Origin of the sequence: Alloyangia pacifica, from assembly GCF_900116195.1 — a bacterium.
In the GTDB taxonomy this organism is placed as follows: domain Bacteria; phylum Pseudomonadota; class Alphaproteobacteria; order Rhodobacterales; family Rhodobacteraceae; genus Salipiger; species Salipiger pacificus.
On sequence record NZ_FOZW01000003.1, the window covers coordinates 24,659 to 49,752 of the forward strand.

At 65.9% G+C, this 25,094-nt stretch carries 27 protein-coding genes; 12 read left to right on the forward strand and 15 right to left on the reverse strand.

From position 1 onward, the window contains the following. Positions 1-163: 163 nt before the first annotated feature. Together BM397_RS07445 and betC are read right to left on the reverse strand one after the other, a co-directional pair. Positions 164-1,825 carry a BCCT family transporter gene (locus BM397_RS07445; RefSeq protein WP_092422514.1) on the reverse strand — a complete coding sequence of 554 codons (1,662 nt, stop codon included), beginning with the start codon at positions 1,823-1,825 and terminating at the stop codon, positions 164-166. Positions 1,826-1,920: 95 nt separating this feature from the next. Further along, positions 1,921-3,444 carry a choline-sulfatase gene (gene betC, locus BM397_RS07450; RefSeq protein ID WP_092422517.1) on the reverse strand — a complete coding sequence of 508 codons (1,524 nt, stop codon included), beginning with the start codon at positions 3,442-3,444 and terminating at the stop codon, positions 1,921-1,923. Between the two features lie 178 nt (positions 3,445-3,622). Between betC and BM397_RS07455 the strand changes: the two genes are divergently transcribed. After that, complete coding sequence (locus BM397_RS07455; RefSeq protein WP_092422520.1) at positions 3,623-4,576, forward strand: LysR substrate-binding domain-containing protein; 954 nt, start codon at positions 3,623-3,625, stop codon at positions 4,574-4,576. Between the two features lie 23 nt (positions 4,577-4,599). Here the strand turns inward: BM397_RS07455 and BM397_RS07460 are convergent, their stop codons facing one another. Further along, a complete protein-coding gene (locus tag BM397_RS07460; protein ID WP_092422523.1) occupies positions 4,600-5,004 on the reverse strand; it encodes a hypothetical protein in 405 nt (134 codons plus the stop codon). Continuing rightward, positions 5,004-6,206 (reverse strand): pyridoxal phosphate-dependent aminotransferase, encoded by a 1,203-nt coding sequence (locus tag BM397_RS07465; RefSeq protein ID WP_092422526.1) that lies wholly within the window; start codon positions 6,204-6,206, stop codon positions 5,004-5,006. Before BM397_RS07465 ends, BM397_RS07460 begins: the two co-directional genes overlap by 1 nt. 117 nt (positions 6,207-6,323) lie before the next feature. Here BM397_RS07465 and BM397_RS07470 point away from each other — a divergent pair, with 117 nt between their 5' ends. From BM397_RS07470 to BM397_RS07480, 3 genes are all read left to right on the forward strand, one after another. Next, positions 6,324-6,716 carry a helix-turn-helix domain-containing protein gene (locus tag BM397_RS07470; protein WP_092422529.1) on the forward strand — a complete coding sequence of 131 codons (393 nt, stop codon included), beginning with the start codon at positions 6,324-6,326 and terminating at the stop codon, positions 6,714-6,716. A gap of 3 nt (positions 6,717-6,719) precedes the next feature. After that, positions 6,720-7,007 (forward strand): succinate dehydrogenase assembly factor 2, encoded by a 288-nt coding sequence (locus tag BM397_RS07475; RefSeq protein ID WP_092422532.1) that lies wholly within the window; start codon positions 6,720-6,722, stop codon positions 7,005-7,007. 134 nt (positions 7,008-7,141) lie between these two features. Next, positions 7,142-7,639: a MarR family winged helix-turn-helix transcriptional regulator gene (locus BM397_RS07480; protein ID WP_092422535.1), complete on the forward strand. Its 498-nt coding sequence runs from the start codon at positions 7,142-7,144 to the stop codon at positions 7,637-7,639. 20 nt (positions 7,640-7,659) lie between these two features. Here BM397_RS07480 and htpX read toward each other — a convergent pair whose 3' ends face one another. The 5 genes from htpX to BM397_RS07505 all read right to left on the reverse strand — a co-directional run bounded on the left by htpX (position 7,660) and on the right by BM397_RS07505 (position 12,462). Next, complete coding sequence (gene htpX, locus BM397_RS07485; protein ID WP_092422538.1) at positions 7,660-8,703, reverse strand: zinc metalloprotease HtpX; 1,044 nt, start codon at positions 8,701-8,703, stop codon at positions 7,660-7,662. Between the two features lie 67 nt (positions 8,704-8,770). Beyond that, complete coding sequence (locus tag BM397_RS07490) at positions 8,771-9,508, reverse strand: DUF1194 domain-containing protein (RefSeq protein WP_245696017.1); 738 nt, start codon at positions 9,506-9,508, stop codon at positions 8,771-8,773. A gap of 4 nt (positions 9,509-9,512) precedes the next feature. Further along, positions 9,513-9,947, reverse strand: a complete 435-nt coding sequence (locus BM397_RS07495; protein ID WP_092422544.1) for a VOC family protein — start codon at positions 9,945-9,947, stop codon at positions 9,513-9,515. A gap of 78 nt (positions 9,948-10,025) precedes the next feature. Next, a complete protein-coding gene (locus BM397_RS07500; protein WP_143015351.1) occupies positions 10,026-11,444 on the reverse strand; it encodes a hypothetical protein in 1,419 nt (472 codons plus the stop codon). Between the two features lie 22 nt (positions 11,445-11,466). Continuing rightward, the gene (locus BM397_RS07505) at positions 11,467-12,462 is read right to left on the reverse strand and encodes a hypothetical protein (RefSeq protein WP_092422550.1); all 996 of its coding nucleotides are present in this window, start codon (positions 12,460-12,462) and stop codon (positions 11,467-11,469) included. Positions 12,463-12,701: 239 nt separating this feature from the next. Between BM397_RS07505 and BM397_RS07510 the strand changes: the two genes are divergently transcribed. Together BM397_RS07510 and BM397_RS07515 are read left to right on the forward strand one after the other, a co-directional pair. Then, positions 12,702-13,532, forward strand: coding sequence for a thymidylate synthase (locus BM397_RS07510; protein ID WP_092422553.1), 831 nt, complete (start codon positions 12,702-12,704; stop codon positions 13,530-13,532). Next, positions 13,532-14,023, forward strand: coding sequence for a dihydrofolate reductase (locus BM397_RS07515; RefSeq protein ID WP_092422556.1), 492 nt, complete (start codon positions 13,532-13,534; stop codon positions 14,021-14,023). Before BM397_RS07510 ends, BM397_RS07515 begins: the two co-directional genes overlap by 1 nt. A 51-nt stretch (positions 14,024-14,074) precedes the next feature. Here BM397_RS07515 and BM397_RS28940 read toward each other — a convergent pair whose 3' ends face one another. Further along, complete coding sequence (locus tag BM397_RS28940; RefSeq protein ID WP_143187057.1) at positions 14,075-14,968, reverse strand: hypothetical protein; 894 nt, start codon at positions 14,966-14,968, stop codon at positions 14,075-14,077. A gap of 827 nt (positions 14,969-15,795) precedes the next feature. Between BM397_RS28940 and BM397_RS07520 the strand changes: the two genes are divergently transcribed. The 4 genes from BM397_RS07520 (at position 15,796) to BM397_RS07535 (ending at position 19,267) form a co-directional block, all read left to right on the forward strand. Beyond that, positions 15,796-16,392 carry an outer membrane protein gene (locus BM397_RS07520; protein WP_092422559.1) on the forward strand — a complete coding sequence of 199 codons (597 nt, stop codon included), beginning with the start codon at positions 15,796-15,798 and terminating at the stop codon, positions 16,390-16,392. A gap of 228 nt (positions 16,393-16,620) precedes the next feature. Then, positions 16,621-16,863 (forward strand): hypothetical protein, encoded by a 243-nt coding sequence (locus tag BM397_RS07525; RefSeq protein ID WP_092422562.1) that lies wholly within the window; start codon positions 16,621-16,623, stop codon positions 16,861-16,863. Positions 16,864-16,965: 102 nt separating this feature from the next. Continuing rightward, positions 16,966-18,924, forward strand: a complete 1,959-nt coding sequence (parE, locus tag BM397_RS07530; RefSeq protein ID WP_092422565.1) for a DNA topoisomerase IV subunit B — start codon at positions 16,966-16,968, stop codon at positions 18,922-18,924. Positions 18,925-19,033: 109 nt separating this feature from the next. Next, on the forward strand, positions 19,034-19,267 hold the full coding sequence (locus tag BM397_RS07535) for a hypothetical protein (RefSeq protein WP_092422568.1): 234 nt from the start codon (positions 19,034-19,036) through the stop codon (positions 19,265-19,267). Here BM397_RS07535 and BM397_RS07540 read toward each other — a convergent pair. Beyond that, positions 19,252-19,590 carry a hypothetical protein gene (locus tag BM397_RS07540; protein WP_092422571.1) on the reverse strand — a complete coding sequence of 113 codons (339 nt, stop codon included), beginning with the start codon at positions 19,588-19,590 and terminating at the stop codon, positions 19,252-19,254. The two genes, BM397_RS07535 and BM397_RS07540, sit on opposite strands and share 16 nt — an antisense overlap. A 202-nt stretch (positions 19,591-19,792) precedes the next feature. Here BM397_RS07540 and BM397_RS07545 point away from each other — a divergent pair, with 202 nt between their 5' ends. Continuing rightward, positions 19,793-20,497, forward strand: a complete 705-nt coding sequence (locus BM397_RS07545) for a DUF1194 domain-containing protein (RefSeq protein ID WP_092422574.1) — start codon at positions 19,793-19,795, stop codon at positions 20,495-20,497. 41 nt (positions 20,498-20,538) lie between these two features. Beyond that, positions 20,539-21,225, forward strand: coding sequence for a hypothetical protein (locus BM397_RS07550; protein ID WP_092422577.1), 687 nt, complete (start codon positions 20,539-20,541; stop codon positions 21,223-21,225). Positions 21,226-21,291: 66 nt separating this feature from the next. Here BM397_RS07550 and BM397_RS07555 read toward each other — a convergent pair whose 3' ends face one another. The 4 genes from BM397_RS07555 to BM397_RS07570 all read right to left on the reverse strand — a co-directional run bounded on the left by BM397_RS07555 (position 21,292) and on the right by BM397_RS07570 (position 24,993). Further along, positions 21,292-21,573, reverse strand: coding sequence for a CsbD family protein (locus tag BM397_RS07555; protein ID WP_439895877.1), 282 nt, complete (start codon positions 21,571-21,573; stop codon positions 21,292-21,294). A gap of 21 nt (positions 21,574-21,594) precedes the next feature. Further along, complete coding sequence (locus BM397_RS07560; protein WP_092422583.1) at positions 21,595-21,996, reverse strand: c-type cytochrome; 402 nt, start codon at positions 21,994-21,996, stop codon at positions 21,595-21,597. Positions 21,997-22,068: 72 nt separating this feature from the next. Further along, the gene (locus BM397_RS07565; protein WP_245696018.1) at positions 22,069-23,562 is read right to left on the reverse strand and encodes a bromoperoxidase; all 1,494 of its coding nucleotides are present in this window, start codon (positions 23,560-23,562) and stop codon (positions 22,069-22,071) included. Positions 23,563-23,757: 195 nt separating this feature from the next. After that, the gene (locus BM397_RS07570; protein WP_092422586.1) at positions 23,758-24,993 is read right to left on the reverse strand and encodes a multidrug effflux MFS transporter; all 1,236 of its coding nucleotides are present in this window, start codon (positions 24,991-24,993) and stop codon (positions 23,758-23,760) included. Positions 24,994-25,094 lie beyond the last annotated feature (101 nt).

Genomic DNA, 25,094 nt, shown 5'->3' on the forward strand with positions numbered 1-25,094 from the left:
GGTGGCAGGGACTTGTCAAATTTATGCCGCATTTACCGCCCGATGCGGCCCAGCCGGAAATAATCTCGGGGACCGTCCCCGCATTGTCCCTGCAGGCGGGCTGGTAGAAACGGCACCGGCCGGTGCATCTCTGCACCAGCCGGGCCCCCGAACCGCGTCGCCCTCACTCGGCCGGCGGCATCTCCACGGTCACCGAAGGCACGCCGTGCCGCGCCCGCAGGCCGTCGCGGTAGATCGCCTTGAACAGACCGAAGCACATCAGCAGCATCACCACCGAGAAGGGCAGCGCGCCGATCACCATGGCTGTCTGGATCGCGGTCAGCCCGCCGACCAGCAGCAGCGCCCCGACCACGACGCCCAGCGTCACGCCCCAGAAGATGATGTGCGGGCGGGCTTTCGGGCCCTCGTCGCCCGCCGCGTTGATCGTGTTGACGATCAGCACCGCCGAGTCGGCCGAGGTGACGAGATAGGTCATCAGCAGGATCACGATGATCACCGCCATGCACCAGCCCAGCACATCGCCCAGCATGATGCCGGTCATGGTGAAGATCTTGGCGCCATCGGTGGAGGCGAAGATCTCGCCGTTCGCGATTCCCGAGAGTTCCATGTCGATGGCGGTGCCACCGGCGAAGGAGAACCAGACGAAGCACATGATCGACGGCACGATCATCGCGCCCAGCACGAACTCGCGGATGGTCCGGCCCCGCGAGATGCGTGCGAGGAACAGGCCGACGAAGGGCGCAAAGGCAACCCACCAGGCCCAGTAGAACACCGTCCAGGCACCCTGCCAGCCCGAGAGCGCGTCGCCGGTCTCGGAGCCGTCGGGGCGGTAGACGGTGAACAGCATCTTGGGCAGCGCGATGATGTAGTCGATCATCCCCATGAACAGCGCCTGCATGCCGAACCAGGTGGAGCCGAAGATCATCAGGAAGGCGAGCAGGAAGATCGACAGAGCCATGTTGATGTTGGACAGCCACTTGATGCCTTTGCCCACGCCCGAGAGCGCCGAGAGCGTCGAGGCGCCCATGATAACCACCAGCGCGACGACGATGCCGGCGGAGGAGGCGTTGCCCTCTTCGGTCACCAGCCAGTCACCGATGCCAATCTTGCTCATGCCCGCGACGAACTGTTCGACGCCGAAGCCCAGCGTCTGCGCCACGCCGAGGATGGTGGCGATCACCGCCACGATGTCGACGAGGTGTCCGAGCGGGCCGGAGAGCGCCTTGCCGAAAAGCGGCGTCAGCGACGAGCGGATGGTCAGCGGCAGGCCGCGGCGGTAGGTGAAATACCCCAGCGCCAGCCCGGCGATGGCATAGGAGGACCAAGCCGAGAAGCCCCAGTGCAGGTAGCTGTACTTGTAGGCGTTCATGAAGTTGTTCATGCTCTCGCCGTCGGCCAGCCCCTGGATCACCTCGGGGTTGTTGCGGAAGTGGTAGATCGGCTCGGCGACGGCCCAGGTCAGCATGCCGACCCCAATGCCCGCGCCGAACATCATGGAAAACCAAGAGAAGTTGTCGAACTCGGGGCGTTCGTCGTCATGGCCGAGCCGGAGCTTGCCCGCCGCCGGCCAGGCCGCCAGCGCCAGGCAGACGATCACGAAGAAGGCCATCACGTAGATGTACCAGCTGGCGAAGTTGGCGAGGATGAAGGTGTTCAGCCCGCCGAGCACGCCGCCGGCCTGCTCGGGGAAGGCGACGGCCCAGAGCACCAGCCCGCCCACCGCGAGCTTGGAAGTCACCGTCACGTCGAGTGAGAAGCCGTTGTAGAAGCCCTTGTCCGCCGTCTTGATCGGCAGGTCCGAGAGGGGAGGTTTGATTTTTTCCATACGTGTCTGTCCCTGTTGTTCGGGCTTTGGGTTGATCCCAGCCGCTGCGCCCTAAGGGCGGCCGGGTGTCTTGCGCGCGGGGGAGGTCGCGCGGGTCATTCGCCCCGGGGGAACCGTGCGTTCTCCTCGACGACGTTGAGATCCATGTGGTTGCGCATGTAGCGCTCCGAGGCCTTCTGCAGCGGCTGGAAGTCCCAGGGGTAATAGTTGCCGTTGCGCAGCGCCTCGTAGACGATCCAGCGCCGCGCCTGGCTCTGGCGCACCTCGGCGTCGAAGCGCGCGAGGTCCCAGCGGGCGTCGGCGGCGGTGCGGAAGGTCTCCAGCGTGTCCGAGTGCTGCGGGTCGTCCGCGAGGTTGGTCAGTTCATCCGGGTCCGCCTGAAGATCGTAGAGCTGGTCGGGATCTAGCGCGCAGCGGATGTACTTCCAGCGGCCCTGTCGCAGGCAGACCAGCGGCGCGTAGGAGGCCTCGGCGGCGTATTCCATCGCCACCGGCGTGCCCCGCGCTCCGCCCTGCCCCAAGGGCACGAGGCTCTCGCCGTCGGTCCAGGGCGCGATCTCGTCCATCGGCACGCCCGCGAGGTCGCAGAGCGTCGAGCAGACGTCGATGTTGCTGACCGGCGTGTCGACGCGCCCCGGCTGCATCTGCGGCGCGGCGATCATCAGCGGCACCCGGGCCGAGCCCTCGAAGAAGGACATCTTGAACCAAAGGCCACGCGCTCCCAGCATGTCGCCATGGTCCGAGACCAGCAGGATGATGGTGTTCTCCTCCTGCCGGGTGCCGCGCAGCGCCTCCATGACCTCGCCGATCTTGTCGTCGAGGTAGGAGATATTGGCGAAATAGGCACGGCGCGAGCGGCGCACGTCATCCTCGGTCAGGTTGAAGCTGCGCCAGTCGTTGGCGTCGAAGATGCGTTTGGAATGCGGGTCGTGCTCGTCGTAGGGGATCGGCCCGACCTCGGGCAGCAGGTGCTCGCACTCCTCGTAGAGATCCCAGTACTTGCGCCGCGCCACGTAGGGATCATGCGGGTGGGTGAAGCTGACGGTCAGGCACCACGGGCGCGCGTCGTGGCCACGGCCGAGGTCGTAGACCTTGCGCGTGGCGTTGTAGGCAACCTCGTCGTCATACTCCATCTGGTTGGAGATCTCGGCCACGCCCGAGCCGGTGACCGAGCCCATGTTGTGGTACCACCAGTCGATGCGCTCGCCGGGCTTGCGGTAGTCCGGGGTCCAGCCGAAGTCGGGCGGGTAGATGTCGGTGGTCAGCCGTTCCTCGAAGCCGTGCAGCTGGTCCGGGCCGACGAAATGCATCTTGCCCGAAAGGCAGGTCTGGTAGCCCGCGCGGCGCAGGTGGTGGGCGTAGGTGGGGATCGACGAGGCGAACTCGGCAGCATTGTCATAGACCCCGGTGCGCGAGGGCAGCTGGCCCGACATGTAGCTCGCCCGCCCCGGCGCGCAGAGCGGCGAGGCGGTGTAGGCATTGCGAAAGCGGGTGGAGCGCGCCGCCAGCGCCTTGAGGTTAGGCGCATGGAGCCAGTCTGCAGGCCCGTCCGGGAACAGCGTCCCGTTCAGCTGGTCGACCATGAAGATCAGGATATTGGGGCGGCTCTTGTCGCTCATGCGCTGCGCTGTCCTTTCCACGCGTCTTGGCGCCCGCCGGCGGGCGGGCGTGTCTCGCACAGCGCCGCGCGGCGCGCCCCGGTCGGGTGCGGCTCGGACGGCGAAGGCGTTGGGTGTCGTGATATAAGTTTCGTGAAGAGTAGTTGACTTTCGGTCAAATGAACCGCGAAATCGACTTATGCCTGATATTGACAATCCTTATGGCACATTCGCCCGCTACAGCGCCGACCTCAGTCTCTTCCTGCTGGTGGCCGATTGCGGACAGCTTTCGCGCGCGGCGGAGCTGGCAGGCCTGTCACAGCCGCGACTGAGCCAGCGGATGAAATCGCTCGAGGAGGCGCTTGGCCGGGTGCTGCTGAAACGCGAGCGGCGCGGCATCACGCTGACCCGCGCCGGGCAGGAGCTGCGCGCCGCGCTGGTGCCGCATCTGCCCGAGGCCGCCGCCGGCTTTGCCCGTTTCCAGCGGCCCGTCCGTCGCCGCACGGTCGTCATCGAGACCGATCTGGCCTTTGCCGGGCTGCGCTTCCTGCCGGTCTTTCCCTCGCTCTGCGCCGCCTTCCCGGACCTCGGCATCTCGCTGCTGACCCGGCAGCTACCCGAGGCCGATCCCGGCCCCGAGGTCGATCTGATGATCCGCATGGAGCCGCAGCGCGACGCGACCGAGAGCGAATGCTGCCTCTTTGCCGAACGGGTGATGGCGGTCTGCAGCCCCGGGTTCCACGCCGAGAACCCCGACCTGCTGGACCCTGCACAGCTACGCGCCCTGCCGCTGATCGAGCTCACCGCCGCAGGCACGCCACCATGGTTCACCTGGGCCAGCTGGCTGGCGCAGCTCGACCCCGGCGCCGGGGCGCGCGGCGGCGGCGACCGCCTCAGCTTCAACAGCTACGACCATGTGATACAGGCAGCGGAAAAGGGGCTGGGCGTGGCGCTCGGCTGGCGCGGGCTGATCGACAGCCGGCTGGAGACCGGCGCCTTGGTCGCGGCCCTGCCCGACGAGCAGGAAAGCCCGCGCGGCTACATGCTGAGGATGATGTCCCGCCAGCCCGGCGAGGAGGTACGCGCAGTCTACGACTGGATCCGGGCGCGCTTCACCGAAAGCTTCCACGACTGGCGGTCCGGGGCAATCTGAGCGCGCGCCACGGCGCCCGGCGCTCAGCCCTCGCGGCGGAATTTCTCGGCCCGCCGCCGCACCAGCACGCCGCGCAGGTCGTGCATGGCCAGCAGCAGCGTGTCGGTCACCGCGTCCAGCTCCTCGTCGCTGGCCTTCGACTGCGCCCATTGCGCGGCGAGGTTGAGCTGGTCGACGGTCCGGTGGATCTCGTCGACACCGCGCCGCGCCAGAAGCGCGATGCGCGCCTCCATCCACTCGGTGATCGCCTGCGTCTCCTCGGGGGTGAGGACATGCGCCCCGTGCGGGCGCACCTCGCGCTTGCCGAGGTTGACCACGGCGATCTGGGTCATCTCGATGCGGCGCTGCCGGTTCTCGCCGTCCACACGGAACACGAGGGCCCCGTTGTCGCGGGTGCGGAAGAAGAACTCCGGCAGCGCCCCGGCCATTACTTCAGACCTTTGCAGAAGGCCGCGATGCGCTCGCAGGCCTCGGTCAGCGCTGCGTCCGAGGTGGCGTAGGAGATGCGGAACGCCGGCGACAAACCGAAGGCCGCGCCGAAGACCACGGCCACGCCGTTCTCTTCCAGCAGCGCCGTGGCGAAATCCTCGTCGGTGTCGATCTTCTTGCCGCCCGCCGAGGTCTTGCCCAGCAACCCGCCGATCGTCGGGTAGACGTAGAAAGCGCCCTCCGGGGTCGGGCATTCGATGCCGTCGATGGCGTTCAGCGCCTCGACCACGAGGTTGCGGCGGCGCTTGAACACCTCGACCCACTCGCCGAGGAACTCCTGCGGCCCGTTCAGCGCCTCGACCGCCGCCCACTGGCTGATCGAGCAGGGGTTGGTGGTGCTCTGCGACTGGATCTTGCGCATGGCGGCGATCAGCGGCTCCGGCCCGCCGGCGTAACCGATACGCCAGCCGGTCATCGCGTAGGCCTTCGACACGCCGTTGCAGGTCAGCGTGCGCTCGTAGAGCGCCGGCTCGACCTCCGCCGGAGTGCAGAACTCGAAGCCGTCATAGGCGAGGTGCTCGTACATGTCGTCGGACATGATCCAGACGTGCGGGTGCTTCATCAGCACGTCGGTCAGCGCCTTCAGCTCGGCGCGCGAGTAGCCCGCGCCGGTGGGGTTCGACGGCGAGTTGAACAGGAACCACTTGGTCTTCGGGGTGATCGCCGCCTCGAGCTGCTCGGGCGTGATCTTGTAGCCCATCTCGGGCGCGCCCTCGATGATCACCGGCTCGCCCTGCCCCAGCTTCACCATGTCCGGGTAGCTCACCCAGTAGGGCGCGGGGATGACCACCTCGTCGCCCGGGTTCAGCGTCGCCATGAAGGCGTTGAACAGCACCTGCTTGCCGCCGGTCGAGACCGAGATCTGCGACGGCTTGTAGCTCAGCCCGTTCTCGCGCTCGAACTTGGCGCAGATCGCCTGCTTCAGCTCGATGATGCCATCGGGGGCGGTGTACTTGGTCTTGCCCGCGTCGATGGCGGCCTTGGCCGCGGCCTTGATGTGATCGGGCGTGTCGAAATCCGGCTCGCCGGCACCAAGGCCGATCACGTCCTTCCCGGCCGCCTTCAGCTCGTTGGCAAGCTGGGTCACCGCCACGGTCGGCGAGGGTTTCACGCGGGAGAGGGTCTCGGAGAGAAAGGGCATTGGGGCACCGTTTGTATTGCTGCGCCTCATGTCATAGGCTGCGCCCCGACACCGTTCAAGCGGCTTCCCCCGCGTCGCCGGACCCGGTGGCACGAAAGCCGCGAAAGGAGAGTCACGATGGACGACAACGACTGGTACGGCCCGGATGCGGCAACCTTTGGCGACCGTCTGGCCGCCTCGCGCGAGACTGCGGGCATGGACCAGGAGGCGCTGGCCAAACGGCTGGGCGTGCGGCTGAAAACGCTCCAGGGCTGGGAGAATGACCTGTCCGAGCCGCGCGCCAACCGGCTGCAGATGCTGGCCGGGCTGCTCAACGTGCCGATGGTCTGGCTGATCACCGGCGAGGGCGACGGGTTGTCGGCCCCGGATGAAGACGCGCCACAGCTTTCCCCGGACTTCGACGAAACGCTGCTTGAACTTCGCGCCCTGCGCGGCGAAATGCGCGCAGCAGGCGAGCGTCTCGGCCGCCTCGAGAAGAAGTTGCGCAAGATGCTCAAGGAAGGGGCCTGAGAGATGACCGCTGAAACCACGGGTGAGATCACCGGCGAGACCCGCGAGAACCGTCTCAAGCGGCTCCGCATGCGCTCCATGCGCCGCGGCACCAAGGAGATGGACATCATCCTCGTGCGCTACACCGACGCGCGCCTCGACACGATGACCGCGACCGAGCTCGACGCCTACGAGGCGCTGCTCGACGAATATGACCCCGATCTCTACCAGTGGATCTCCGGCCAGCGCCCCGCGCCCGAGGAATTGCGCCCGCTGATCGCCGAGATCGCAAAGGTCGCCGCGAACGGCTGATCCGGCCCGCGGGGGACTTGCGCATTTTCGGCGCGCGCGGTCTCCGCGCTTTTCGGCACATCTGCCTAGATTTAACCTATTCTTGGTCTTTTCCCGCCAGAACCTTCGGTCATTCGGTTCTGGCGGAGACAGTCATGAGCATCCACGCCCCCCTTGGAAGGAAACCTGTCACCGGTTACGTGGCGGGCTATCTCGAAACCCTGTCGTTGCTCGAACGGCTGCACCGATTGCTGCTCGACGTGATCAAGGACGAGTTCGAACGCGTCAACATCCTCGAGATCAACGCCGTGCAGGCGCTGCTGCTGTTCAACATCGGCGACAACGAGGTGACGGCCGGCGAGCTGAAATCGCGCGGCTACTACCAGGGCTCGAACGTCAGCTACAATCTCAAGAAGCTGGTCGACATGGGCTACATGCACCACCAGAGGTGCGAGATTGACCGCCGCTCGGTGCGCGTGCGCCTGACCGAGAAGGGCCGCAATATCCGTACTCTGGTGGACGAGCTGTTCCACCGCCACTCCGAGGGGCTGGAGGCCCGGCAGATCGTCGACCTTCAGGGTCTCGAGGACGTCAACAGCGGGCTGCGCCGTCTCGAACGCTTCTGGACCGACCAGATCCGCTACATCTACTAAACTTCATCCCCACACAGGGCTCAGCTCCACGGCCCCTCGCCCTCGTCACGCCCCTCTTCACGGCGCTTGCGGCGCACGGGGCGCGGACGGCCCGCAACGCTGGGACGGGCCGGATCATCCTCGATCACCTCGCGCCCCTCGAAGCGCCCGGCGAACTCGCTGCCCGAGCCGGCCCAGTCATCGCCGCTGCGAGGCTGATGCACGGGGCGCTGCTGGCCATAGCCGCCCTGCGCGGCCAGTTTCTGCAGCGCCGCGATGCGGTTCTCGGTCGCCGGGTGAGTGGCGAAAAGGTTGTCACGCTTGTGCATGTGCAGCGGGTTGATGATGAACATGTGGGCGGTGGCCGGGTTTGCCTCGGCCCGCAGGTTGTCGATCCGCGCCGCACCGCGCTGGATCTGCGCCAGCGCCGAGGCCAGCCACAGCGGGTTGCCGCAGATCTCCGCACCGGCCTTGTCGGCGGCGTATTCGCGCGTCCGGCTGATCGCCATCTGCACCAGGCCCGCCGCCATCGGCGCGAGGAACATCATCGCCAGCGTGCCGACGATCCCCATGCGGTTCTCATCGCGCGAGCCACCGAAGAAGAAGGCAAAATTGGCCAGCATCGAGATTGCCCCCGCGAAGGTCGCGGTGACCGTCATGATCGCCGTGTCGTGGTTGCGGATATGCGCCAGCTCATGCGCCACCACCCCGGCAAGTTCCTCGCGCGAGAGGCTCCGCATCAGGCCCGAGGTCACTGCCACGGCGGCATTCTGCGGGTTGCGCCCGGTGGCAAAGGCATTGGGCTGCGGGTTGTCCATCAGGTAGACCCTGGGCATCGGCAGCCCGGCATTGCGCGCCAGCTCTGCCACCATGTCGTGCAGCCCGAAGCGGTCCCCCGGCGAGAGCGGCTGCGCGCCATGCATGCGCAGAACCATCTTGTCGGAATTCCACCAGGTGAAGGCGTTCATCCCCCCGGCGAAGATCAGCGCGATCACCATGCCCGAGCTGCCGCCGATCAGGTAGCCGAGCCCCATGAACAGGGCGGTCATCGCGGCCATCAGCAGGGCCGTCTTCGCATATCCCATGGCATCTCTCCGAAAGCAGGCAGTTGCCGCAGATATAGGCGCGACCCCGGGACACGCCAAGCGGCGCTCAGCGCAGCTCGGTGACCTCGGGCGCGGCCGGCCCCGGGATGGGCACCAATTCGCCCACCATCATGTCGTTCAGTTCGCGGAACAGCTTGCGCGACATGGCGCGCAGGAAATCCTCGTAGCCCGAGGCGATCTCGACGAAGGCTCCCGGCCCGTGCCGCACCTCGCCCTCGAAATATTCGACGACCCGCGGGTCCGAGCCCATCACCGCCAGTCCGTTCACCGTCACCCCTTCGAAGGGGTAATGCGAATAGGCCTGCTGCGGGCGGAAGCCGTCGTTGGTGATGCCATCGCCCGACACGTCGATCACCTGCCGCTCGCAGGCGGGTGCCGCCTCGAGAATGCCCGCGCCGAAGCCCAGCGCGTAACCCATGGCGGTGGGATAGCGGTTGTAGCTGCGCGGCGCGCTCAGCAGGCGCACCACAGCGGCGTCGATCGCCGCCTCGTCCTGCAGCAGCACCCAGTCCAGCACCAGTTGCGACTGGTTGCGGCCGCTCCATTCATAGGCAGAGAGCGCAACCAGCCCGCCGCCATCGAGGATTGCGCGGCGCACGTCGGGGTCGCGCAGCGCGCCCGCAAGTCCCTCTTTTTGAAGACGATACTCCTGGTCATCGACCGAGGAGGACACGTCAAGCGCCAGCAAGAGTGCCAGCCGGCACGGCGTCTCCTGCGCCAAGGCGGCGGAGCCGGACCAGAGGCCCAGCCCCACGCTCAGGGCAGCGGCGAGACGCGCGCCCACCCGCTCACCAGTGGCCGGTGTTGGGCATGCTTGCCCAGGGTTCGGCAGGCTCCTTGGCATCGCCCTGCTGCAGCAACTCAATCGAGACGTTGTCCGGCGAACGGACAAAAGCCATGTGACCGTCACGCGGCGGGCGATTGATCGTCACGCCTGCATCCATGAGTGTCTGGCAGGCCTCGTAGATATCGGGCACGGAATAGGCGAGATGGCCGAAGTGGCGCGAATCCGAGGGCAGCCCATCGTCACCGTCCCAGTTGTAGGTCAGCTCGACATCGGCGGTGCCGTCGTCCTGCTCGGGCGGGCAGAGGAAGACGAGGGTGAACCGGCCCTTCTCGCTCTCGGTCCGGCGACGTTCCTTCAGCCCCAGAAGTTCGTAAAAGGCGATCGAGGCATCCAGGTCCTTCACGCGGACCATGGTGTGCAGGTAGCGGATCGGCATTTCTTGCCCTTTCCTCGTAGTCTTGGAGTCTTTGGACACTAGGCTAGCAGGCCCCGCCCACTTGTCGAGACTTCACATTCAGAAGCGCGATTTGAAGCCGAGACTGACGGCGAGGGTTTCCGTCTCGAAGCGGCTCACGTTGCTCTCGGAACGCTCGGCGCTGAGGTCGAGCACCGGCACGAAGCCGGCGTAGTCGAGCCGCTCGAAGACTACCTCGACCCCGGCGCGCCGGACCCGGTCCTCGCGTCCGCCGGGCACTGGAAAAAGCACACGATAGTCGGGAAACCGGTGTTCGAAGGCCGACAGCTCGAAGGCCAGCCGCACCGGCCCCACGGGGTCCGCCGGCGCATATCCGAGGCGCAGCCCACGAGTGTCGCGGGTGATCTGGCCATTGTCCGACTCCGCCGCGCCGCCGATCAGGAACGCCGACACCGTGCCCGGCGCGCCAAGGTCGTGGATCACGCCCAGTTGATAGCCGACCGTTTCGACGTCGTTGAAGGCGCTGTCCGCATCGCGCTGGTGCTGCCAGGACACCCCGCCGCTGAGCGCGGTGCTGGTGCCCAGCGGCTGCACGAGACCAAGCGCCGTGCGGGTGTAATCGTAGGCCCGCGGTCCGCCGTACCAGGACCGGCCAATCGTGGCGCTGGCCGAGATGACAGGTCCGGCCTCGCCCAGACTGCGCCGGTGCTGGATCCCGACCTCGAGCGAGGAGGAGGCGAGATCCGAGTTCTCCACCCCGGGGGCCTTGTCCTGCGCCTCGGGGCTGAGCCAGACCCGGCGGGCGGTGGCGTAGCCGCGCAGGGCCGTCTCCGACGTCGGCCCCCGGTGCAGCGCATATCCCAGCGAGATCGCGCCGCGCGCCTCTGTCCCAGAAAGCGCCTGCGCCGAGGGCGAAAGGATGCCGACCAGCGGCAGCCCGTCCACCGTGCTGATCTCCTCGGAGGCACCGCCGTTGACGTTCGACGAGGGCGCGACGGTCAGCTCCAGCGACAGGCCGAAGCGGGCCATCCCGCGCATCGCCCTGTACTCGCGCCCTGCGCGCTCTTCGAAAGCGCCGTCGGGGGCGTCGATCAGCGCCCGGCGCATCCAGATCTGCGACAGGAAATAGCGCTCGTCGAGCGCATAGGCCGCCGCCATCACCCGCGCCGCCTCGTGCCGCTGCACATCGCTGCGGGCATAGCGCAGCGCCTGCCGCGCTGCCCTGCGGGCGCTGGCCGCATTGCCGCCCCGCAGCTCTGCCTGGGCGATGACGAAATGGCCATAGGGATCGGTCGGATCGGCCCTCAGCAGCAGCCCGCCCAGCTCGATGGCCAAGCCGAACTGCCCGGCCTGCACCGCCTGCAGCGCCGCGATGCGCAGCTGCGTCGTGCCGAGCGTCATCCCCGCGAGTGCCGAGGCCGCCTCGGCGGAAACCGCTGCAGTCGAACTCTCAGGCTCAGCGCGCAGCGACGGTGCGGCAAGCGCCAAGGCCAGCCAAAGGCACAGCCCCCGAGTCATGCCGGTGACCCCGCCCCCTGCGCTACGGGCAGAGCGCTGCGACGGCACCGGGCTTGCCACATTGCGTGAGAACGAACATGCCGACCTCTTCCGCCGTCCCCCCCGAGGCCCCCAGCACCCCGGTCGCGTCCCACTCGAGGTTGGTCAGGCCCGCGACATAGGCGGCATCGCTGCCGCCGAAGATCCCGCCGTAAGAGCCGCTGATGGACGGGGAATCCCCCGAGGCGTTGACCGCGCTGCCGAGGAATTCTCCGCCGGAGTCGATCTGCGCCAGCTGCAGCATCACGTCGTTCACCCGCTGCGTCGTGCTTGTGTTCCGGGGGTCGATGACATCGCGGTTGAAGATCTGCCCGTTCACCTCGTTGTCGACGAAGCTCACGTTGAGAAAGATCGCCCCCCGGATCATCGCCGGCTGCCCCGGCAGGTCGAGCTCGTCATACCCCGGCGGCAGCGTCCCCGGGTCCTTGAGCTCTGTCCCGTCCCGCGTGCTGAGGTTGGTGATCGCGGCGTAGTCGCCGACGTAGGTGACGAGCTGATCCTCGCCCACGCCGGGCGGATCGTAACCGCCGTCGCGGGCATAGGTGCCGCCCTGATACTGCGCGCCGAACTGGCCACCAGAGCCCACCGCCGCCGCCGCGACGCTGCCGTCGGAACTGGTTGCCCCCAACGCCATGAAGAACCGGTCGAGCGGATCTTCCTGCAGCGAATAGGCGATGTACTCGTCCAGCCCCAGAGCTGCGGTGAGCGCGTCGTTACGTGCGTAGACCGCATCGGCACTGCCGGAATCGAGGCCGTTGATGGTGACGGTCACGCTCCGCATGTCCGAGGCAAAGCTGAAGCGGGCGAGAGAACCGGACAGCTCCTCCGGGACGCCGCTGGCGGTTGTCCCGCCGCCGCTGGCATCCGGGTCCTCACAGTCCTGCAGCGGGTTGTCGCGGATGCACTCCTCGTCATCCTGCAAGGGGTTCTCGCCGTCGCCGCCACCACCACAGGCCGTCAACAGCAGCAAGAATGTCATCGAAATACAAAGTGTTCTCATAAAAATTGCCCCCGGATCCCGTCCGCGTGCCACCCCCGAAGGCTACGGGAAGAACGGCCCTTCGATCAATCTTTTCCGCGCGCCACATCATCTCGCTTCATTTCGCGGAGCAGCCCCAACATCTTGCCAAAAACTGCCCTACAGACGCGGTTACCTGCTTTGCCTCGCCGCGCCGATCCGCTATCCCTGAGGGACAATTTGACCAGCCCGGAGGCCCCATGCGCCAGTATCTCGACGCCCTGCGCACCGTGCGCGATCTCGGCACCCGCTCGACCGACCGCACCGGCACAGGCACCATCTCCTATTTCGGGATGCAGTGCCGCTACCCGCTCGCCGAAGGCTTCCCGCTGGTCACCACCAAGAAGCTGCACCTGCGCTCGATCATCCACGAGCTGCTCTGGTTCCTCGCCGGCGACACCAACATCAAGTATCTCAAGGACAACGGTGTCTCGATCTGGGATGAGTGGGCCGACGAGAACGGCGATCTCGGCCCGGTCTACGGTCACCAGTGGCGGCACTTTCCCACCATCCGCAAGGAGATCGGCGACGACGGTGCCTCCCGCGTGCTGCTCGGCGAGGTCGACCAGATCGCCCAGCTGGTCGAGATGATCAAGACCAGCCCCGACAGCCGCCGGCTCATCGTTTCGGCCTGGAACCCCGGCGAGATCGGCGAGATGGCCCTGCCGCCCTGCCACACGCTCTGGCAGGTGCGCATCATCGGCGGCAAGCTGCACCTGCAGCTCTACCAGCGTTCCGCGGACATGTTCCTCGGCGTGCCGTTCAACATCGCCTCCTACGCGCTGCTGACGGTGATGCTCGCGCATGTGACTGGCTACGAGCCCGGCGATTTCATCCATTCGATCGGCGACGCGCATATCTACCTCAACCACCTCGAGCAGGTGGAAACGCAACTCGCGCGCACGCCCCACGCGCTGCCGCAACTGAAGCTGGCCCGCGACGTGCCTTCGCTCTTCGATTTCCGCTTCGAGGATTTCATCATCGAGAACTATGCGCCCGAGCCCGGGATCAAGGCGCCGGTGGCGGTCTGATGCTGACCCTGATCGTCGCCCGCGCAAAGAACGGCGCCATCGGCCGGGACAATGACATCCCCTGGTTCAAGCCCGAGGATCTGAAGATGTTCCAGCGCGAGACCTCGGGCGGCGCGCTCATCATGGGCCGCCGCACCTGGGAGAGCCTGCCGGTCAAGCCGCTGAAGAACCGCCTGAATATCGTGGTCTCGCGAGACACCTCGCTGACCGAGCACGTCGTGGGTTCGCTCGAGGAGGCTTTGGAATTGGCCCGCGCCGAGGGCTATTTCCGCGTCTATGGCATGGGCGGGACGTCGGTGTACGAGGGCCTGCTGCCCCGCGCCGACCGGCTGCTGGTCACCGAGGTCGATCTGAAGATCGACGGCGCGGATGCCTTCTTCCCGGCCTTTGACGAGGCAGAATGGCGAGAATTGGGGCGGAAGGAGCTGGGCGGCGAGGGGCCGGAATGTGTGGTGCGGGAATTGGTGCGGAATGCATCGCCACGTCCTTGATGACCTCAGGGAAAGACAATACTCGCGGCACGAAAACATATGTAACTTTTTTCATATTTCTCGAGTTATCAATAAGGTAACCCATGCCGAAATTCGCGGATCTGCTTCGCTTCTGGCAAATTGAAGCCTTGCCCGCCAAGGACTCCCGAAAAACAGCACCGCGGACACGTGAGCTGGCACAGATCCTTGCCGCCCTTCACCTCCAGAAACTGGGAACCTCATATTCGAATCGCTTCCAACTCCAACTCCGAGCATATCGCTGAGTGAACTTCTCCAGCGATTATAGTGAAACTCGCAAACTGGTGGCTTAGTAGGGGTCCTGCAATAATATGTCTTTGAAACGGCGACCATAACGCCAGATTCATCTACATACCCATTGGACTCTTCGAAAGCATCAAATCTAAGCCGCCGGTAGCGTTCAAAACTTCCCTGCAGAATCTCACTCCCAAAGAACACTTTTTCGGGGATACTGATGAACTCCTTCTCCCCCAACCATTCGTTTGAATAGCTATCACCCGGCACGGGCAGATCGTCTGAAACAATCAGACCGCGCAGCATCCTATCCTTCAGAGCAGCACCATCCTCTGTGGAAGTCGGACCAATCAGATAGAGCTCAAAGAGTTTGTTAAGATCAATATCGATGTCCGGACTTACGCAGGCGAGGTAAATTATTCTCTGCCAAACATATACTCTATGACTATCACCATACTTATACAAAGTATCGCTTTCAATTATTGAATACTCGCCATCTATATCGAGCGCGCCACCAGCGATCTTCCCTATCACCCCCTTCAACTCCCCCTCAATTTCACCCTTAAAAGATTCGGATACATCCTGACTCGGGGTCGGCGCCAGAGCGTCACAAGATTGCTGCGCACTCAAACTCCCTGCAAGCAAATAGACGACAAGTATGATAGTCAAGGCTTTCAATTTCATCTCCACCAAATGATATGTCCCGCCCCATTTATTGAGCCACAGAGATTAGAGCAAATCCACAAAATCTTCCCCAACCTCCCACCCAAGCAGAAATCCGCGCTAGATTCTCGGCAAATCAAAGAAGAATTCTTTCTATGGGCGGGACCCAAACCACTGTGGTTTCGAATTTTTCACACGCCCTCGCCCATTCAAATGTCGCGTCGGGTCCGGCGCCATTTCGGCCCGTACGATATCGTTCTGCGCTTCACCCCAGCGGGTGCGCTCTTTGCGAGCCTGCTCCTCGACCAGTTCCGAGCGCATGAGGTCGCGCGACCCTCTCCATTGCGTCCACCGCCTGTTGAACGCTGATCCACGCGACCCTCGTCATCTCAGCCGGATTGCGGCGCATGGGTGGCTCCTTCCGGTCTTACCATCTGGGCGTGGTATCGGCGCGCACCCAGCTTGGCGAAGGATCCTGGTTCCTGGCGGCGCGCGTGGAACCCGCGCCTAGCATGTCCGTGAGTCGCGCACGCAAGGTATCCCGCCACCTGCAAACGCCCCAACCCATTCACGCGGCCGTGTGAAGTCTGACATTTCCGTAGCGTAACGTGATCGAAAAAGGTTCCAACCCTCTGCAATCATGAGCCAGTTTCTGCCGGTTTCAGCGCACGCTCAGGCTGCATTTGGCCGAGCCCCCTCCGAGCGGTCGATTTTCGTGGTGGTTCCGCCACAGCACGTTCATGTGACCACTATGTGTGGATCGTTCCGGACGAAAGTTTGGTTGTATCCTCAGTCACACGCTCCGAAGCGAGCATGGACAACACATGACGAAACACGAAGAATATGGAGCAGACCCTATGAAATTCGCTCGTATCGCCCTCCCCGCCCTGCTTGCAGGTTCCGTGGCCCTCCCCGCCTTCGCCGGCAGCCTCGAGCCGACCGTGGTCGAGCCCGTCGTGACCCCGGTTCCCGTCCCCGTCGCCACCGGCCGCGACTGGACCGGCTTCTCCGGCGGCGTTCAGCTGGGCTACGGCTCGTTCGACACCGACGGCACCCCGGACGACTATGAAGAGGCGATGACCTACGGCCTGAAGTCGTACTACGACTATGACTTCGGCGATTGGGTTCTCGGCGGTGGTCTCCAGTACGACTGGACCGACGCAGACCTCGGCGACGCAGGTGACATGGATGCCATCATGCGCGCTGGCGCACGTCTCGGCTACGACATGGGTGACACCATGGTCTACGGCACCGGCGGCTACGCCAAGGCCTTCACCGATGACGCCGGCGACTCCAACGGCTACTTCGCAGGCGTCGGCACCGAGACCTTCCTGACCGACAACTGGACCGTCGGCACCGAGGTGATCTACAACGAGTTCACCGATTTCGACGACGCCGACGACATGGACCTGAAGAACACCCAGTTCAACGTCTCGCTGAACTACCGCTTCTGATCCAGGCGATTGCAGGGCACCGCCCAGCAACACCGGCCCGGCCTCCTCGCGAGGCCGGGCTTTTGTTATGTCTGGGCCTGCAGATGCACCGCCGATCCACGGCGTTAGGGATTTCGTCATGAAAGCGTTACACTCTGATGCATGTGGCGCAGCGTTCCGATTCCCATTCCGGCTTTGCTTGCGGGCCTCCTCTCGGCTCTCGGCGGGGGTGTCGGCTCTGGACCTGCGATGGCGCAATCCCCGATCGCCGAGGTGATCTGCGAGCCCTCGCCGCGCATGACCCAGCGGCTGAAACGGCAGCAGGGGGCGACACTTGCCTCCACCGGCCTGCGCAGCCCCGACGAGGTGCTCGAGCTCTGGCTCGACCCGCGCGACAACTGGACCATGGTCATCGCCTATGCCTCCGGGACCTCCTGCATCGTCGCCATGGGCGCCCATTGGTCCAGCATGCAACCACAAGATCCGGCCTGATCCACAGCGTCATCCCCATGATGATGGGGTGCGGGGCTTTTCCAGCCAGCCTCGCTCTGCCATACTCGGGGCCAACCAGAATCCGGGAACGAGCAGCAACACATGGCCGACGACCTCCTCGCCGCAACCGAAGCCGCCTCTTACGACGCCTCCTCGATCGAGGTTCTCGAGGGGCTCGAGCCGGTCCGCAAACGCCCCGGCATGTACATCGGCGGCACCGACGAGCGGGCCCTGCACCACATGGTTGCCGAGATCCTCGACAACTCGATGGACGAGGCCGTCGCCGGACACGCCAACCGCATCGAGGTTGAGCTCCACGCGGATTACTCGGTCAGCATCCGCGACAACGGTCGCGGCATCCCGATCGACCCCCACCCCAAGTTCCCGGGCAAGTCGGCGCTCGAGGTGATCCTGTGCACCCTGCACGCGGGCGGCAAATTCTCGGGCGACGCCTACGAGACCTCGGGCGGCCTGCACGGCGTCGGCGCGTCGGTGGTGAACGCGCTGTCGGATTCCATGGTCGTGCAGGTGGCGCGCAACAAGGAGCTCTTCGAGCAGCGTTTCTCGCGCGGCATCCCGCAGGGCCCGGTCGAAAAGGTCGGCGCTGCCCCGAACCGCCGCGGCACCACGGTAACCTTCCACGCCGACGAGGAAATCTTCGGCCACCACCGCTACAAGCCCGCGCGCATGCTGAAGATGGTGCGCTCCAAGGCGTATCTGTTCTCGGGCGTCGAGATCCGCTGGAAATCCGCCATCCCCGACGGCGACACGCCGATGGAAGCGACCTTCCACTTCCCCGGCGGCCTCGCCGATTACCTGACCGAGACTCTGGGCACCGCCAGCACCTATGCCGACAAGCCCTTCTCGGGCACCGTCGACTTCCGCGAGAAGTTCAACGCGCCGGGCAAGGTGGAATGGGCAATCAACTGGACGCCCTCGCGTGACGGGTTCATCCAGTCCTACTGTAACACCGTCCCCACCCCAGAGGGTGGCACCCACGAGGCCGGCTTCTGGGCCGCGATCCTCAAGGGCATCCGCGCCTACGGCGAGCTGGTCAACAACAAGAAGGCCAACAACATCACCCGCGATGACCTGATGACCGGCGGCTGCGCGCTGGTGTCCTGCTTCATCCGCGAGCCCGAATTCGTCGGCCAGACCAAGGACCGCCTCGCCACCACCGAGGCACAGCGCCTCGTCGAGGGCGCGGTGCGCGACCACTTCGACAACTGGCTGGCCTCCGACACCAAGTCGGCCGGCGCGATCCTCGACTTCCTCGTGCTTCGCGCCGAGGAGCGGCTGCGCCGCCGGCAGGAAAAAGAAACCGCCCGCAAGTCGGCCACCAAGAAGCTGCGCCTGCCGGGCAAGCTGACCGACTGTACCGCCAAGAGCCGCGAGGGCACCGAGCTGTTCATCGTCGAGGGCGACTCGGCCGGCGGCTCGGCAAAGGGCGCGCGCTTCCGCGAGACGCAGGCGCTGCTGCCGCTGAAGGGCAAGATCCTCAACGTTCTGGGCGCGGCGTCGAACAAGCTCGGCTCCAACGCCGAGATCCGCGACCTCTGCGAGGCGCTCGGCGTCGGCCTCGGCACCAAATTCAACATTGACGATCTGCGCTACGAGAAGATCATCATCATGACCGATGCGGACGTCGACGGCGCCCATATCGCCTCGCTGCTCATGACCTTCTTCTTCACCCAGATGCGGCCGCTGATCGACAATGGCCACCTCTACCTTGCCTGCCCGCCGCTCTACCGGCTGACCCAGGGCGCGCGGCGCATCTACGTCGCCGACGATGCCGAGAAAGAGCTGATGCTGGCCAAGGGGCTCGGCGGCAAGGGCAAGATCGACGTGCAGCGCTTCAAGGGTCTCGGCGAGATGGATGCCAAGGACCTGAAGGAAACGACGATGGATCCGGCGACGCGCAAGCTGATCCGCGTGACCATCGACGAGGACGAGCCCGGCGAGACCGGTGATCTGGTGGAACGGCTGATGGGCAAGAAGCCCGAGCTGCGCTTCCAGTACATCCAGGAAAACGCCCGTTTCGTGGAAGAACTGGACGTCTGACCCAGCGTCACACCGCGCGGCGGGAAACCTGTATCCGAAAAGGTTGTTTTCCGCCCGCGGATGGCACACCCTATGGGTGTTCCATTCACGACAGACGAACACCTAGCCCATGACCAAATCGACGCTCCTGCGCCTCCAGATCACCAGCTTCGTGCTGGCGCATATCCCGCTTTTCGCCCTTGTACTCTACGCGCTGACGAACGGCGTATCCGGCAGGCTCGACCTGCTCGTGGTCGCCCTGCTCGCCACGGTGGTGGCAGCCGTCGCGATCTGGATGACACTGGGCCGCGCGCTTGGCGGCGACCTTGGCGGCGCCGCGACCCCGGCTCAGAAAAGCGCGTAAAGCAGCAGCGCGAGCACACCCAGCTTAACCGCGAGGACCAGCACCAGCAGGCCGCGGTTTTCCGGGGCCAAGATCTCCTGCCAGAAGCTACGCCGCGGGGCCTCGCCGAACAGCCGCGCCTGCAGCGCGTCGAAGACCTGCGGAGAGGGCACCTCTTCCTCGACCGGCCCCATGAAGCCGATGAAGCGGCTCTGCCAGAACGCCATTTCCCCCGCGAGTTCGGGATCGCGGGCCACGGCGCGCAGCCCATCTGCCTGCTCCTGCGGAGGCAGCAGGCCGAGCACGAGCTCCGCGGCGAGCAGCGATTTCTCGGGGCTGGTCATCTGGCGTGTCCCGCGGTGATCCTTTCAGCCGGCGACCCGCGTTCCCGGGCCATACCCCGGGAACCGGGGCCGGCGGCATGTTCCCAGACTGCCGCATCCGGACCCGTGGCGCAATCTTGCCGTGTCTTACGGGCCTGTGACTTTCTTTTGCGGCCGAGCGATGGCAGGCTGAGGTAACTGCCTGCAACGCAAGGAGTCATCGATGCGCGCCCGCTTACCGAGCCTGATCCTTGCCTGCCTTGCCACCCCTGCCCTCGCTCAGGACACCGATCTTGAACTCGTGCTGCTGGCCGACGCGTCGGGCTCCATCACCCCCGGCGAGCTGCAGTTCCAGCGCGAGGGCTACGCGCAGGCGATCACCGACCCCGAGGTGCTCGCGGTGATCGCCGGCACCGCCTACGGCCATATCGCGGTGACCTACGTGGAATGGGCGGCGAACCAGGCGCAGGTGGTCGACTGGACGCTGATCGATAGCCCCGAGGCCGCCAGGGACTTTGCCGCCGCGCTGCTGGACGAGCCGCGCCAGGCATACGGGCGCAACGCCATCGGCTCGGCGCTGCTGGAGGGGCTGCGCCTGATGGAGGAGAACGACATCGAGGGCTGGCGCCGGGTCATCGACTTCTCGGGCGACAGCGCCAACAGCTGGGCCGGGCCCAGCATCGAGGAGGCGCGCGCCCAGGTGCTCGAGGCCGGGGTGACGATCAACGCCCTACCGATCCTGCGCCGCGACGACCCTGGCCGCGCCCACGCCAACCTCGAACAGCTCTACGAAGAGCACATCATCGGCGGCATAGGCGCCTTCGTCGTTACCGCCGACATCAGCACGAAATTTGCCGATGCCGTGAAGAAGAAGCTCATCCTCGAGATCTCCGCCCTGCCCGGTCCCAGCTTCGCGTCCGCGGAGTAATCCCCTTGAACACATCCGGAAAAACGGCTCAGCCTGTCCACATGCGTATCCTGTTCAGCCTGGTGCTCCTGCTCACCCTTGCCGCCTGCGGCCGTCCGCTCACCCCGAACGAGTCCGATTTCCTCGACGCCATGCAAGGGCCGCAGCTCGATCAGAGCCGGGTGCGCTTCCATGACGGACTGGCCTCGCGCGCGGTGACGTTCGAGCGCCCGATCCGCCCGCGCCTCGCCTGCACCGAGCGCATCTGGCCGCCGTCCAAGGGTGAGACGGTCACCGTCTCTCCCGCCGCTCTGACCCTGTTCAACCACATCTTCTATCGGGAGGACGTCTATCTCGACGACTACCTGCCGCGCTACCCCGAGCGGGTGAACCTCTACGCGGCGATGCTCTTTGCGCATGAGATGACCCACGTCTGGCAATGGCAGAACCGCAAGCTCACCGGCTACAGCCCGCTCAAGGCCGCCACCGAGCACCAGACCCATGCGGATCCCTACCTGATCGACCCCGACACCACGGCCCGTTTCCTCGATCACGGCTACGAGCAGCAGGGGGCGATCGTCGAGGAATACGTCTGCTGCCAGCTGCTCGATCCCGAGGCGCCGCGCACCGCGCGACTGCGGGCAATGATCTCCGAGGCGATGCCCATCGCCGGGCTGGATGACGCGCTCGGCGGCACCGATGTGATCATCCCTTGGAAGGACGCGGAGATCGAGAACATCTGCCACTGACACGCGCAGCAAAAAGCGGGACCGGATGGCCCCGCCGACGTTGCGTTTACGGGTCTTGGCGCTGGATCAGAGCTGTTTCTGCCAGGCCGCGACCTGCTCTTCGGCCTCTTCCTTGGCGATGCCGTATTTCTTCTGGATCAGGCCGGCAAGCTGCTCGCGATCGCCTTTGGCCTGCTGAACCTCATCGTCGGTCAGCTCACCCCATTGCTCGCGGGCCTTGCCTTTCAGTTCCTTCCAGTTGCCTTCGATCTGGTCCCAGTTCATGACGGGTCCTCCTGAGGTTTCATGTACCGATAAAACCCCCAGGGCCGCGGCGCGGTTCCACCATCCGGCCGCGACTTTTTGCATGACAGGGCGCCTTTCCGCGCATCACTCGGCGCGTTGCAGCCCCTGCAGGTAGCTCACCAGGTCGGCAACCGGCTGCACCGTGGGAACTTCTCCCGAAAGCGCTGCCTCGGCGTCGAAATCGAAGAACTGCCCGTAGACCGGCATCGGCGAGCCATGGCTGACCAGCGGGTCGCGCCCGTCGATCCGCTTGACCACGCGTTCAAGCGGAAACGCCCCGCCATTCGCCGCCGCGAGTTCGGTCAGGTTGACCGGCTTGATCATCAACACGCCGGCCATGGGACCGTCACCGCGCCCGTCGAGGCCGTGGCAGGTAGCACAATGGGCGACGTAGAGCGCCCCGCCCCGGTCGACCTCCTGTGCGACGGCAGCGCGGAGCGGCAGCGCGAGAGTCACCATTGCGGCGAGAAAGAGAATGGTTTGCATGATCGGGGCTCCTTTCACCCCCGACCATGCCGCCCCGTCTGCCGCCGCGCCTTGATCGGCATCAAGCGCATCTCAGATCACCGCGAGATGGACGCTCGCCCGCTCGGCCACCATCGGAAAGCGGACCGGGCGGCCGTCGCGGCGCAGCGCCACAGCCATGTCGCCAGCGTGTCGCGGGTGGCTCTCGAGCCGCAGGGCGCCGCCGTCGAAATCGACCAGGTCCATCGACACGCCGTGTCCCAGCGTGAGCATCCAGCCCTGGAGCACCTGCAACGCCAATGCCTCGCCGATGCGCAGATTCTGGTGCGTCTCCGCCGGAAGCTGCGCGCCGCTCAGAGTGCGCGACAGGGCGATGTCCGCCGCGAGCCGATCTGCCTCCGCACCGATGTCGACGCCCGGCTCGGGGTCGGTCGCCATGCGCAGCCGCGGCGCGGGCCGGGTGTCAAAGAGCGCCTTGAACAGCGTCGAGAGCGCGCCCGCGACGACCACTTGCAGGGCGCAGTCCGAGGGCTGGGGCGGGATCTCGTCGGGGGACATATCCGGCAGGAGGTAGCGCATGGCACCGCGCAGGCCGTTCGGCGACTGCCGGTTCAGCCGGGTGATCCAATGCAGGAGGTTCGGCGCGTAGGTCTGCAGCTCATCGGCGACTTCGCGCAGCTGCTCGCCGCCCTCGGCACGGAGTTCGCTGCGCGCCAGAAGGCCGCCGAGCCGCGCCGCCGTCACCGCCGGAGGGCTGAGCCGGTCAGCCCGCGCCTGACGGCGCATCACCGCCTCGAAGGCCCGGTCCGCCGCTTCGGTCATCAGCGCCAGCACGCGCTGCGCGGTGACGGGGTCATCCTCGCCCTCCGGCCAGAGACCCGCCCCCAGACCCGGATCGAAGGCGGTGCCCCGCGCCAGCAGCATCAGGGCGGCGTTGTAGTGGATGCGGCACGGATGGCTGTCCTGCAGCCGCGCGACAAGCTGGCGCGGCGTGGCAAGCGGCGACAGGTCATCTGCCGTGGCGGTCGGCATCGCCAGCACCGCGCCGGACTGCCGCGCCACCCACTCCACCCAGGCGGACATCGGTGCCTCCGCGTCCGGGGCTGCGCCAGCGATCTCGCGCTGCTCGGGGGCGCTCCGGTCGATCCAGTGGTAGAGCGACAGCGGCCCCTTGGCAGCCTGCCCAGGGACCACACCGCGGAACAAGCCGTTCAGCGTCAGCTGGCCCTCGCCATTGAGCCGCTGCGCACGGCGCTGCAGCGCCGCATCCGACACCGTCTGCGCGGACAGAATGCCCCCGCGCGTGTCGTACCAGGCCAGGCTGCGCATCTCGCACAGCAGCTCATGCAGCGTGAACCGGGTGCTGCCGTCGACCCAGACCGCGTGGTGCGGGTCCTTCAACGCCGCAAAGGGCACGTCACGGATCAAAGCGAGCGCGTAGAGTTCGGCGATCTCGGCGGCAAGTTCCGATGGCCCCATGTCCGGAGGCGGCGGCAGCATCAGGCAGGGCGCCACGGCTCCGCCGCGACGGCGGCCTCCGGTGATTACCCGGAATTTCGGCCTGTCCATTTCGGTCCGATCTGTCATGACCTCCCCTCCTCTGCAGCGCACGACCCGCGGTCGGATCGACAGTTAACCTTACGTTAAGTGAATTTGCAGAGGCGGCGTGAACCGAGCGTGAAAGCCCGGCGCCACGCGGTGACGCCTGCGTGAAAAGGTCCGAATTCCGACCCGATCGCGCAAGTTCAGGCGACGGGTGCTCAGACGAACAGGCCCGCCGCCTCAGGCACTCGGGGGCTGGGCGTCGCCGGCATCGGGCATGCCACCCTCAGGGCGGCGGCGCCCCACCAGTGACAGACCCAGCGCGAGGATCGCCGGCAGAAGCAGCCCGAGGCTCATAGGAAGCGGCGTGCCCGTGCCCCCCAGCGCCACGCAGCCCGAAACGGTGAAGGCGATACCGAACTGGATGGCCCCAAGCACCGCAGAGCCCATTCCCGCGCCGTCCCGGGCCTCGGACATGGCCAGCGTCATGGCATTCGCCGACAGCAAGCCGATCATCCCGACAGCACCCCAGAGGAGCGGCACGAACAGCCAGACCGGCGATCTGCCCGACACAAGCACGAGCGCGAGCGTCAGCAGGCCGAAAACCGGCAGTCCCCGGCGCAGGATCTGCGCGGGTGGATAAGAGTCGAGCAGCAGGTTGTTGATCTGGCCGAACAGCACGAGCGCCGCCGCGATCAGCGCGAAGACGAGGCCATAGGCCAGCGAACTCAGGCCGTAGACCCCCTGGAAGACGCCGGAGGAGCCGGTGATGAAGGCAAACATCCCGCCCTGCACCAGGCCCGCGACCAGCGCCGCCCTGAGGAACTCCCGGCGCGACAGCAAGGCCGCCGCGGTCCGCATGCCCGAGCGGAACGGGCGCGCCGTGCGCCGCGCCTTCGGCAGCGTCTCGGGGACCAGCGACAGCGACAGGCCGAGGGCGAGCAGGCTCACCCCGGCCATGAAGACGAAGATCGAGCGCCAGCCGAAGGCTTCCAGCAGCAAGCTGCCCAGAGTCGGCGAAACGATCGGGCCAATGGTCAGCAGCATGACCAGCACGGTCATCGCCTTCGCTGCCCGCTGGCCCTCGTAGAGGTCGTTGACCACGGCCCGGCCGACCACCATGCCAACGCTCGCGCCGATCGCCTGCAGGAAGCGCAGCCCGTTGAACACCGCGATGTCGTGCAGCGTCGGCAGGATGAGCGAGGTCACCGCGAAGAGCGCCGTGCCCGCCAGCAGCGGCCCCTTGCGCCCGTAGCCGTCGATCAGCGGCCCCATCATCAGCTGACCAAGGCAGAGCCCGAGAAAGAAAATCGACAACGAAAGTTCGGCGGCGGACTGCTCGGCATGCATTGCCGCGGCCAGGTCCCCCATGGCGGAGAGATACATGTCGGTCGCCAGCGGCGGGAAGATCGACAACAGGCCAAGCACGGCGGTGATCGCCGTGGCGCGCCGGGCGGTAAGCTGTTCTGTCTGCATGCCATGTCCTGCGGCTTGGGCCCGAGCCCGTTCCACGTCGGGGCGAGGCGCTCTATGATGGGATGAGGAACAGTTAATAGACTGCAGTCTATAAATCAATG